Origin of the sequence: Ruminococcus sp. FMBCY1, assembly GCF_023921805.1 — a bacterium.
Classification (GTDB): domain Bacteria; phylum Bacillota; class Clostridia; order Oscillospirales; family Acutalibacteraceae; genus Ruminococcoides; species Ruminococcoides intestinale_A.
Genome location: NZ_CP074197.1, coordinates 1566688 through 1578825, shown reverse-complemented (window position 1 = coordinate 1578825; position 12138 = coordinate 1566688). Strand labels below are relative to the sequence as shown.

The following is a 12138-nucleotide window of genomic DNA, read 5'->3' as shown; positions in this document are numbered from 1 at the left end:
CTTTTTTGTTTTTTGGAGGATAATTTAGCGTTAGCTAAATTTCAATGCCCGACCGACACTCCGCTAAACCATAATTTCCCGAATTTTTATTATAAAACCGAATTTTAAACTTCAACGAATCAAAACACCCGATTACGGAAAAAGTGTAATCGGGTGTTTTATCATATAATCTTATTAAAAATTACTTTTTAAATCCGTCTTTAAGTGACACACTACGGTTAAATACAAGGTGTTCGGGTGAAGAATCCTTATTGTCTACGCAGAAGTAGCCTATTCTCATAAACTGGAAGCTCTGCGGAGCAACAGCGGTTTCAAGGTTTTTCTCTGCCTTACAGCCTGTAAGAACTTCAAGTGACTTCGGATTGAGGTAGTCAAGGAAGTTTCTGTCGCCTGTATCGGGATCGGGTACTGTAAAGAGGTTATCGTAAAGTCTTACCTCTGCATCTGCGCAGTTGTTTGCGTCAACCCAATGGATTGTACCTCTTACTTTTCTGCCGTCAGGTGTGTTGCCGCCTCTGGTTTCGGGGTCATACTCGGCATAAACCTCTACCACATTGCCGTCCTCGTCCTTTTTGCAGCCTGTGCATTTTACAATGTAAGTTGACTTAAGTCTTACTTCATTGCCCGGATAAAGGCGCTGGTACTTTTTAATCGGCTCTTCCATAAAGTCGTCTGCCTCAATAAAACATTCTCTTGAGAAAGTAACCGTTCTTGTACCGTCCTCCGGTCGGTTCGGGTTGTCTTCAACCTCAAACTCCTCAACCTTACCCTCCGGATAGTTTGTGATAACGAGCTTTATAGGGTGGAGTACGCACATTGCACGCTTTGCGTTCTCATTTAAATCGTCACGCAGGCAATGCTCAAGAAAACCGTACTCAACGATAGAATTTACCTTTGATACGCCGATCTGCTCCGTAAACGAACGGATAGACTTAGGGGTATAACCTCTTCTTCTAAGTCCGCAGAGCGTAGGCATTCTTGGGTCATCCCAACCGCTTACATAATTCTTTTCAACAAGTTCACGGAGTTTACGCTTTGACATAACTGTGTTGTTAATGCCAAGACGGGCAAACTCAATCTGACGAGGCTTGTTAGGAACGGAAATATTATTGATAACCCAATCGTAAAGCGGACGGTGAGCTTCAAACTCAAGTGAGCAAAGGCTGTGTGTAATACCCTCGATAGCATCTTCAATCGGGTGCGCAAAATCGTACATAGGGTAGATGCACCACTTGTCGCCTGTACGGTGGTGAGTAAGACGGTTAATTCTGTAAATAACAGGGTCACGCATATTAAAGTTGCCTGACGCAAGGTCAATTTTTGCACGGAGCGTCATTTTGCCGTCCTCAAATTCGCCTGCTTTCATTCTTGCAAAAAGGTCAAGGCTTTCTTCAATTGGTCTGTCACGATACGGGCTCTTTGCCGGTGTTTGTGTATCGCCTCTGTTTTCTCTCATCTGTTCGGGTGTGAGTTCGCATACATATGCAAGTCCCTTTTTGATAAGTTCAACAGCGTAATCGTACATTTGGTCAAAGTATTCCGATGCAAAGTAGAAACGGTCTTCCCAGTCAAAGCCGAGCCACTTGATGTCCTCTTTGATAGCGTCAACATACTCTACATCTTCCTTTGTAGGGTTTGTGTCGTCCATACGAAGATTGCATATGCCGCCGAATTTCTCGGCTGTGCCAAAGTCAATGCAAATAGCCTTTGCGTGACCTATGTGGAGGTAGCCGTTTGGCTCGGGAGGAAAACGGGTGTGTACCTTTTTGCCCTCAAATCTGCCGCCCTCGGCAATATCCTCTTCAATAAATGTATGAATAAAGTTACCGCTTGGTGTTTCGGTAGCCTCTGTGTTTTTTATCTCGTCTGCCATATATATCCCTCTGTATTACTCAATTTTGCAAGATTTTTAATTAATCTGAAGCAAAAGTCGTTTTATTCTGCAAGTATTGCCATACCTTTTTCAAGTCTTGCAAGTGACTCATCTCTGCCGAGAATGTCAAGAATTTCAACAGCACCGCCCGGTGTAACGGTTTTGCCTGCGGCCGCAATTCTTACAGGCCACATTACCGTGCCGTTTTTAAGCTCTTTTTCGACAGCCATATTAATAAGGCAATCGTGAATTGAAGTTTCGTTCCATTCAGGCATAGCCTTTAATCTGTCATAAGCCTCTTTCAAAACTACGGGTGAATTTTCAAGATTTGTCTTGCTCTTTTTATTTACGAAAAGTTCCTTTGTGTAACTCGGCAATTCTGCAAAGAAATCGAGCATTTCAGGAATCTGTGTAAGCTGTGTTGTACGCTTTTGGAGAATTGCCGCAAACTTTTCGTATGGCATCTGTTTGTCGCCAAATACCTTTTTATAGTAAGGCATTGCAACCTCGGTGAATTTTTCAGGGGTCATAGCCTTGATGTATTCACCGTTAAACCAAGAGAGTTTATCGTAGTCAAATACAGCGGGTGACTTGCTGATGCCGCTTATGTCAAATGCCTTTTCAAGCTCCTTAAGAGTGAAAATTTCCTGATTGTCTTTCGGGCACCAACCGAGAAGTGCAATATAGTTAATGATAGCTTCCGGTAAGTAACCCTCGTCAATCAAATCATAAAAGCCTGTTGCACCGTGACGCTTTGAAAGTTTGGATACATTGCCGTCAGCGTCCTTACCCATAATGAGCGGGAGGTGAATATAAGTAGGAATTTCCCAACCGAATGCCTCGTAAAGGAGGTTGTACTTAGGTGTTGAGCTAAGGTACTCACAGCCACGGACAACATGAGTAATGCCCATTGTGTGGTCGTCAATTACATTTGCAAAGTTGTATGTCGGGTAGCCGTCTGTTTTAATAAGAATTTGATCCTGCAACTCTGTATTTTCAACGGTGATTTCACCGAATACTGCGTCAGTAAAGGTTGTACTGCCCTCAATCGGCATTTTCTGACGGATTACATAAGGAACGCCCTCGGCGAGTAGTCTGTCGATTTCTTCCTGCGGAAGATCACGGCAATGTCTGTCATAGCCGCCGCCGACTGTTTCGTTCTGGATTTTTTCAAGGCGCTCTTTTGAGCAGAAGCAACGGTAAGCCTTGCCCTCTTTTATAAGCTGTTCGGCGTAAGGAAGATACATATCCTTTCTCTCTGACTGAACATAAGGGCCAAAGTCGCCGCCGAGGTCAGGACCTTCGTCGTGTTGAAGTCCTGCAAGTTTTAAAGTATTATAAATAACATCAACCGCACCGTCAACAAGTCTTTCACGGTCGGTATCTTCGATTCTCAAAATAAATTTGCCGTTTTGGGATTTTGCAACAAGGTACTCGTAAAGAGCGGTACGCAGGTTGCCGACATGCATAAATCCTGTAGGACTTGGAGCATATCTTGTACGAACTGTAAGCTCAGGCATAGTTTTACCCTCTCTCTATAAAAATTAGCTTTATTCTTTATTATATCAATAATGGCGGTACTTTTCAATATTTTTAACCGCTTTTTTTGGTTGATGCATAAAAGTTATGTGTGTAGGCAATGCACGCTGACAGTTAAAAATTATACAGCCTTACTTAATATCTCGCAAAAACTCAATATTCTCATACGAATGTTCAACTTCTTTTGAGTACAAGCCGATTATTCTGTGTCTGTCATCAGCAGTCAAGCTGCCCTTTTCAGCAAATTTATACATCTGTAAAATATATGCCGATTTAACCGCAAGTGCCGTTAAATCAAAACATTCCGTAACATCATAGCTGTCTATTGAGTTTAAAAAATATCTGAAAATATAGTAATAAATCAGGTTTTTATACTCGTATTCGTAATTGTGTATGTATTCTCTGAATTTCAGAATATCGTCTTTATTCGGCTTATATTTGCTTGCGCCCGTAAGCAGATGTTTCCATTCGGCGGTCATTATGTCAAGCTGTAACAGCAAATTTACAGTTTGACCGTACTCTTTTATAAAACTATCCTCTGTAATCACAGCGGATTTGTAACAGATTCCGTCAAATTCGGACTGAACCTTTAAGCAAATTTGATATATGCCGTTCAGGCAATCGAATATATCGTTATCCGTATTTTTCAGTACCGCAAATATTTTTTGCCTTGCACCCAATAACAATTGCATTACCGAAAAATCATAATCGCACGGCTCGGCATCTTCTCTGTTGTCTGCGGTAATTATTTTATCCATTGCACCGTTTTTCAGCATTAATCTTAGTGCTTCGGGACAGGCAAGCGAGAGTATTTTTTCCTGAAATTGCGAATAATCTAGCGTTATCCTCGGAAATCTTTTGCAGGTTTCGCAAAGTGCGTTTTCGCCCATATTTATATAAATATCGCAGAGCATATCTTTATTCCAGAACGGGCAACGGTTGTTGTTAAGAGTAAAAATTCTGTCGCCGTCAGCGTCAATCGTCATTACACTTCTTAGTTTTTCTCCGAATGCCCCGTCTGCGTTTTTATATTTTATATAGCTGTCATCGTCAACCACAACATCCCATTCTTTGCAGCAGCTGTCGGGACATTTGTCGGCTATGCATTTAAAATCTTTGTAAAATTCGTGGTAAGCGGTTTTCATAAAAACAACCCCGTTGTAAATTGTCAGTTTATTTATAGTTTGGCAGAGTGTTTTATCGGATAATAATAAAAGTTTGGTCAACCTTTTATTATTACTCCTTATAGCACAACTCCCGACTGTAACTTTCGTTAAAGTCGGGAGTAAAAATTACATCTCTGTGATTATCTCATTTACAGTTTTTCCCGGAGGAATCATAGGAAGTACATTCTGGTCCGGACTGATTCTGCAATCAACGAGTACAGGCTTATTAAGAGCAAATGCCTTTTCAAGTACAGGCTTAATATCTTCTTTTGTGTTAATTCTCATACCGTCAATACCAAAGGCATTGGCAAGTGCGACAAAGTCGGTTGCACGGTGCGGGTCGGTCTGTGAGAAACGGTTGCCGTAAAACAACTTCTGCCACTGACGAACCATACCGAGAACTGTGTTGTTCATAACAAGGATTACAACAGGCAAGTCGTATGATTTCATAGTAACAAGCTCGTTTAAGTTCATATGAAAACTTCCGTCGCCCGTAACAAGTACAACTCGCTTGTCGGGATGAGCTGTTTGTGCGCCGATTGCTGCGCCCATACCAAAGCCCATTGTGCCAAGTCCGCCCGAAGTAAGGAGTGTGCGTGGTGTCTGTGCTTTATTGAACTGCGCAACCCACATCTGATGCTGTCCTACATCGGTAGCAACAATGTCATCGTCACTCTTTATTTCATTGAGTGCGCCGAGAATTTCTTTCGGCTGCGGATACTTGTCGTCGGCAGGAATTTTATTATCAAGATAATGTTTCCATTCGCCGAGAGTTTCAAGCCATTCTGCGTGATTCTGCTGTTCCATACCGTCGCAGAGTGCCTCAAGTATATATTCAAGGTCACCGAGCACATACTCGCTTACCTTAACATTTTTATTGATTTCTTTTTCGTCAATTTCAAGCTGTACAATTTCAGCCTGTGCGCCGAATTTATCTCTGTCGCCAGCAACACGGTCAGAAAATCTTGCACCGCACGCAATAATAAGGTCGCACTTGTCGGTAGCCATACCTGTTTCATAGCCTCCGTGCATACCTATATTACCCATACAAAGCGGGTGGTCGGCAGGAATACAGCCAAGTCCCATAAGCGAACAGCAAACGGGAATATCTGTAAGCTCTGCAAATTTTTTGAAAATTTCCGTTGCGTTTGCGCTGATAATACCGCCGCCTGCATATATAATAGGCTGTTTGGCATTTCTTATCATATCCTGAACTTTTTTGATTTTTTCGGGATTTTTAATGCTTACTCTTTCAACTTCTTTAGGCTTTACAACCTCAAATTCGGTTTTGTTTGCGGTAACATCCTTTGGTACATCAACCAAAACAGGACCTTTTCTGCCTGATTGAGCAATTTCAAAAGCCTTACGGAGAGTAGGAGCAAGGTCTTCGACTTTTTCTACAAGGAAACTTGCTTTTGTGATTGGCTTTACAATGTTTACAATATCAACTTCCTGAAAACTGTCCCTGCCAAGCTGGTCGGTAGTAACATTACCTGTGATTGCAACAACAGGTATACTGTCGATATTTGCGGTAGCAATACCTGTAACAATATTAGTGGCACCCGGACCTGAAGTTGTAATTACAACGCCTGTTTTGCCTGTAGCTCTTGCGTAACCGTCGGCAGCGTGTGACGCACCCTGCTCGTGAGCGGTAAGAATATGGTTGATTCTGTCGCTGTACTTATAAAGAGCGTCATATGTATTAAGAGCCGCACCGCCCGGATAACCGAATACGGTATCAACTCCTTGCTCTAACAAACACTCACAAATAATTTCTGCACCTGAAAGCTGCATTTAACCTCTCTCCAATCCTCTTTATATGGCTTACAAATCTATTATATCAAAATGCCATCAGATTTAAATTCTTTAAATATACGTTACCTTTTATTTTACATAATAACAGCAAAAAAGTCAATATTTTTATAATTATAAGATGTTTGTTGCAAAGAGGTGATAAATGAATATTAATTTATAAAGACAAAAATATAAAGACAAAAAGTTTGATGTTAAAATTCCGATAAAAATAATAGGCTTCATAATAGGCTTCGCACGGGTTTATAAAATTCGATAATGGTATCAATCGTGTTTGTGTATCTGAGATTCTGTGGCGCAGGTTTTTCAAGGTCAATCTTTTTGTCGCAGTCCCATATATTCATTTTCCGGTCATAATAGTCTGTTTCTTTAAACATAAAAGCTCTTTAAAAGTGATAATAAAAAAAGTGTATCATACAAAACAAAATAAAACAAATTAGTATTTTACGAAAAAACAGATTAAAAGGTTATTTTTAGCCACATTTTTATAATATGAATTACAAAATTTGATAAAAACGCCCACAAACAATTTTGTTTATTATTGACATAATGGTAAATATATGAGAAAATATTAATGCAAAATTTTACAAAGGAGTATTTAACAAATGAACAATAAGATGTTAAAAAAAGCAGTATCGGCATTGCTTGCGGTTGTTGCAGTTTCGTCTGTTGCAATCAGTGCGTCTGCGTATGACATAAATAAATACGATTTAAACAGTGACGGAATTCTTGATGTGCGAGATGTCACCTATCTGCAAAACGCCATTGCAAACGGCGATAATATTGACGGCAAAGCAGACTTTGACGGTTCGGGCTCTATAAACATAAACGATGTTACCTATGCCCAAAATATAATTAACGGCAGTTTTTATATAAAGCCTGACTTTAATTTGCAGTCAAATTCAAAGAGCAAACTTAATTTAAAGAGCGTGTATATAGGCGCTGACAGTGAGTATCCGAACAATGCTTACCATCCAAAGGTTGTGGATATGGGCAAAAAATGGAACGGATACCGCTATTGGCTGTCATACACACCGTATCCGAACGGAAACGATAAGTACGAAAATCCGACAATTGTAGGTTCAAACGACCTTATAAATTATTCGGAAATCAAATTTTGCGAGGGTATTCGAGATGATTACAAGGCAGGGGTAAGGTTTAATTCCGACTCCGAGCTTGTGTATAATCCCGACAAAAACCGTTTGGAACTTTTTTGGCGATATACAGATTACGAAAAAAACTATATGGCTCTTTATATGCGTTACTCATATGACGGCAATAAATGGAGCGGCCGTACACCTGTGTATGAAACCGATAACCGCAAAAAATACGATATGGTAAGTCCTGCAATCGTTTACGAAAACGGGACTTACGAGCTGTGGTATGTAAACGGCTACAAGGTTTGGTACAAGGAGTATAAGGACGGTGTTTGGTCGGACAGTGCGGTGACTGCATTAACTTACCCGACAACGACATATACATGGCATATTGATGTTGAAAAAATTAACGGAAAATACGAACTCCTTGCTTGCTCGACCCAAAATAAATCAGACCGCAAGCATATGAGCCTTTACCACTCAACATCGTCAAACGGCTTTGATTGGAGCGAAGCGCAGGTTGTGCTCAAACCGTCGTCCGATCCGTCAAATTGGGACGGCGGCGGACTGTACCGTTCGGCTTTTATTTATACAAACGGTAACTATATAGTGCTGTACAGCGGAAGAAACGACAACGGCGATTTTGGCACGGGACTTGTATTCGGCGACAGTATGAATAAGTTGCAAGGTACAGACCTTGACTTTATCGGCAATCAGAAAACCTCGGCAGACAAGCTGTGGAAATATATAAATCAATAAAAGTGGGCGGGTTATGAAAAAATCATTAAAAATAATGTCCGTCTTTATGTCGGCAATTCTTACCTTAGGCTCACTCGGCGCAGTATCGCTGACAGCAGGCGCTCAAGAAAGCATTGGCACTGTCACAAAAATAACAAGCGGTGACTTTGTTTATACCGTAGAGGACAATGTCGCTACCATTGTGGATTACACAGGCTCGGCAAACGCACTTGTAATTCCGCAGACGATAGACGGCCGCAAAATCGTACGCATTGGCGACTATGCTTTATCTAAAAAAGCAAAATTAAACAGTGTTGTTGTGCCGGAGTCAGTCGAGAGCATCGGCTCAAGTGCTTTTGAGGATTCTGTTGACCTCAAAAAGGTTACTCTGCCCGACGGCGTAACCAAAATCGGACCTTCTGCATTTTACGGCTGTTCAAAATTAACAACGGTAAATATTCCTGCCAAATTAGAGGAAATTGATGATTACACATTCAGCGGCTGTACTCAGCTTACAGATATAAAACTCTCGGAGTCGGTTACTTATGTCGGTGAAAGCGCATTTGAAGGCTGTTCAAACCTAAATTCAGTAACGCTTTCCGAAAATACAGAAACAATCGGCGATAGTGCTTTTTATGAGTGCGACTCACTTTACAGTATAAATCTTGAAAATGTAAGTCAGATTGGCGCAGGCGCCTTTGTGTATTGTTCAAATCTCGATGATATTGACCTTACGAACTGCTCGCTTATAGGCGAAAATGCGTTTTTCGTATGTCAAAGCCTTATTAATATAAAATTTCCCGACTCTATATACTCAATTCCGCAAACTGCCTTTGAATACACTCTTTGGGAGCAGAGTGCTCCTGACGGTGTGCTTTATGCAGGCGACTTTGCATACAAGATAATCGGTGATTTTACAGACAGCACATTGACATTTAAAGATGATACATACGCAATTAATGACGATTTCCTTTCTTATAACGAATATGTTAAAAAAATCAATTTGCCCGACAGCCTTACAAGTATCGGTGTATCCGCTTTTGAGGGGTGTTCCGCACTTAAAACAGTAACAATCCCGGATTCCTGCGGAGTGCAGGCAATGGCATTTTACGGTTGTTCAAGTCTTACAGACATAAATTATAATGAAACTGCGGTATGGACAGCGCCGTCTGCATTTGTAGAAACAGCTTGGTACAACAGCCAGCCCGACGGTATTGTATATCACGGCAAATCAGCTTGTGCATATAAGGGCGACTTTAAGGCAAACGAAACTATAAAAGACGGTACGGTTGTTGTGGCTGACGGTCTTTTCTACGGTGACGAGGAACTGACAAGCATTGATATAGCCGACAGTGTAGAGTATATAGGCAGTATGGCTTTTGAGGAATGTATAAATCTTAGAGAGGTAAAACTGCCGAAGAGTTTATATACAATTTGTGAAGAAACATTTTACGGCTGCGAAAGTCTTGAAAGTATCACTTTACCCGATGTTGTAAATATCGGTGAGTCGGCTTTTGCACATTGTATAAGCCTTAAGAATATCGTTATTCCGGAAAGCGTGGAATTCGGTATTGACGACAGTGCATTTTTAAACTGCACTTTACTTCAGAAAGTAACCGTTAACGGAAATATTCAACAGATTGGTTCTGCAGTATTTATGAACTGCGAAAATCTTAAATCAATTAACATTCCGAAAAGCGTTGAATCAATCGGCAATGATGTGTTTGAATTTTGCGATAATGTAACAATCAAATGTTACGAAAATTCATATGCTCACGAATACGCAAAAACAAACGGCATTAATTATTCGTTGATTTTTGATGAGAGAGAATTCGGCGACATCAACAATGACGGCAAAGTAGATGTAAACGATGTAACTCATTTGCAGAGATATATTGCAGGCTTTACCGATGAGAGCGGTGCACCGATTATTCCTGACAGCGACCTTGGCTATGCGGATATAACAGATGAAGGCACAATTGATTCAAGAGATGTTACAGCTTTGCAGATGATACTTACAAATAAGTAATCGGATAATTTTATTAGATTATGGTTTAGCGGAGTGTCGCTCAGGGATTGAAATTTAGCTAACGCTAAATTATCCGTCCAAAAACAAAAAAGTTTACTCAATTTTTTCAAAAATTGCGGGTTTGGGCAGCGCCCATAAAATCTTCCGATATAACAATTTATCAGGCGCAAACAGCCACGCTGTTTGCGTGCTTGCACATAGTTTGAAAAACAGGCGACAGCCTTTTATAAAAGAAATAATTAACTTTTTTCATTATATAGTGAATGTCTTTTCTTTTTGCTTTCGCATTTAAAGGCATTCGCCGTTGCGTTAAGTCGCCAAACAGCTTGCTATTTGGCTATCGTCAGATTGCAATAAACGGAAAGTTTGGCTGTTGCTTTACTTTGTTGCCCGAATTAAGCTAAGCAAAATGAGCTTAGAATATTTCACACAAAAACTCCCCTTGAGCATTAGCCAAGGGGAGTTAATCATTTAATTTTATTTTAAGAATGTTGCAAATCTCTTTGTTACCAGTGCAAATACAGCATAACAGCCAAAGCCTGCAACTACAATAATCCAGCGGACAAGCCACAAATCCATAAGCAGATACGCAAGCACGATGGCAACTATAAATATTATTGTCGGCAATGCAAACTGTCTGATAGGGAAGAGGTCTTTGTCTAGCTTTTTTGAGTGACGGGAGTGCATTATAAAAGAAACCATATAAGACGCTACCGTTGTAAAGCAGGCTGCCATACCGCCGAACATCGGCACAAAAATAAAGTTGAGCACAATGTTTGTAACTGCCGCCACAATGGTGTTGAATGCTATGTATTTTGTGGACTTGTAGTAATATTCTACATTTACATAAACCGTATACATATACATTTCAAAAGATGCAAATACAAGCGGCGGAATCATATATATACCGCTGTAATACTCCTTTGTAGCCATGATTTTTACAATTTCAGGCGCAACAAACATCAGGCAAAGCATTACAACAAGGGCGATTTCAAGGTACTTTGTAATATTTTTGTTGATGATATCCTTTTCATTGGTCATCAGCTTTCGTGTAAACCAAGGCACCCACACCGCCTCAAGAGATGCGGTAACAGCCATCGCAACCATACTTAGATTATAAATCAGGCTGTAAACACCTGTTTCGGAAGAATTATACAGGTTGGTAATCATAATTCGGTCTGAGCTTGACAGCAGTACAAGCGAAAGTCCGTGAAAAATAAGCGGCAATGAGTAGGTGAGGGCATATTTCCAATACAACTTGTTAAATACCTTTTTGCCCCTTATAAATGACGCAATCACAAAGTATATGCCCACTATGGTGTAAACAGCGGCATATGGGATAATGTAACCCATATACTTATTGTCGCCATGCATATTTAGAATTGTTATAATTGCGGCAACCTGTATCGTAAGGTTCGGCAGTGCCAGCAAAAGGGTCTTTTTTATGTAGTCAACCTTCATCATATATTTGGTGGTCATTGCGGTTGATACAAACTGAAAATACGACTGCATAAGACAGCAGATTACAAGCACAATGTCAATGTCGCTCCATATGAGCATTCCTGTAATTATGAGCGCCGAAGAACCCACAAAGCTGAGAAGTGACAGTCCGTAGATTGAGGACATATATCCCTCGATATCGTCACCAAAGTCAATGTAAGCCGTTCTTATTGAGTTGCCGAGCGACATACCCACTATGAGTGTAAGTATGCTTACCCACGAAAGGTAGGTTTGCGATATACCGTACTCAGAGGTTGTGAGAAGTCGTGTGAATATAGGGATTGTAAAGAAAGCAAGCGCTTTGTTAAAAAGATTTCCTACAAGGTAAAATGCGCTCGCTTTAAGGCTTTTGTTGCCCTTTTCCGCTTTACTTGCCAAGTGAAA

Annotated in this window: 9 protein-coding genes; 3 read left to right on the top strand and 6 right to left on the bottom strand. The window is 40.6% G+C overall.

The genetic code is table 11. The features are described 5' to 3' along the window. Positions 1 to 181 precede the first annotated feature (181 nt). From KGF34_RS07805 to KGF34_RS07785, 5 genes are all read right to left on the bottom strand, one after another. Positions 182 to 1873 carry a glutamine--tRNA ligase/YqeY domain fusion protein gene (locus KGF34_RS07805; protein WP_252558642.1) on the bottom strand — a complete coding sequence of 564 codons (1692 nt, stop codon included), beginning with the start codon at positions 1871 to 1873 and terminating at the stop codon, positions 182 to 184. A 62-nt stretch (positions 1874 to 1935) separates the two neighbouring features. Next, a complete protein-coding gene (gene gltX / locus KGF34_RS07800; protein WP_022234303.1) occupies positions 1936 to 3393 on the bottom strand; it encodes a glutamate--tRNA ligase in 1458 nt (485 codons plus the stop codon). Between the two features lie 150 nt (positions 3394 to 3543). After that, entirely contained in the window at positions 3544 to 4557 is a 1014-nt protein-coding gene (fliB, locus tag KGF34_RS07795) for a flagellin lysine-N-methylase (RefSeq protein ID WP_022234302.1), read from the bottom strand. Between the two features lie 147 nt (positions 4558 to 4704). After that, entirely contained in the window at positions 4705 to 6372 is a 1668-nt protein-coding gene (gene ilvB / locus KGF34_RS07790; RefSeq protein WP_195410641.1) for a biosynthetic-type acetolactate synthase large subunit, read from the bottom strand. 239 nt (positions 6373 to 6611) lie between these two features. Then, positions 6612 to 6767: a hypothetical protein gene (locus KGF34_RS07785; RefSeq protein ID WP_252558641.1), complete on the bottom strand. Its 156-nt coding sequence runs from the start codon at positions 6765 to 6767 to the stop codon at positions 6612 to 6614. A gap of 228 nt (positions 6768 to 6995) precedes the next feature. On the opposite strand from KGF34_RS07785, the gene KGF34_RS07780 reads away from it, so the two are divergent. The 3 genes from KGF34_RS07780 to KGF34_RS07770 all read left to right on the top strand — a co-directional run bounded on the left by KGF34_RS07780 (position 6996) and on the right by KGF34_RS07770 (position 10658). After that, a complete protein-coding gene (locus KGF34_RS07780) occupies positions 6996 to 8246 on the top strand; it encodes a dockerin type I repeat-containing protein (RefSeq protein WP_252558640.1) in 1251 nt (416 codons plus the stop codon). A 13-nt stretch (positions 8247 to 8259) separates the two neighbouring features. Continuing rightward, positions 8260 to 10254 (top strand): leucine-rich repeat protein, encoded by a 1995-nt coding sequence (locus KGF34_RS07775; protein ID WP_252558639.1) that lies wholly within the window; start codon positions 8260 to 8262, stop codon positions 10252 to 10254. Between the two features lie 263 nt (positions 10255 to 10517). Then, positions 10518 to 10658 (top strand): hypothetical protein, encoded by a 141-nt coding sequence (locus tag KGF34_RS07770; RefSeq protein ID WP_252558638.1) that lies wholly within the window; start codon positions 10518 to 10520, stop codon positions 10656 to 10658. A 73-nt stretch (positions 10659 to 10731) separates the two neighbouring features. Here KGF34_RS07770 and KGF34_RS07765 read toward each other — a convergent pair whose 3' ends face one another. Continuing rightward, entirely contained in the window at positions 10732 to 12132 is a 1401-nt protein-coding gene (locus tag KGF34_RS07765; protein WP_252558637.1) for an oligosaccharide flippase family protein, read from the bottom strand. Positions 12133 to 12138: the final 6 nt, after the last annotated feature.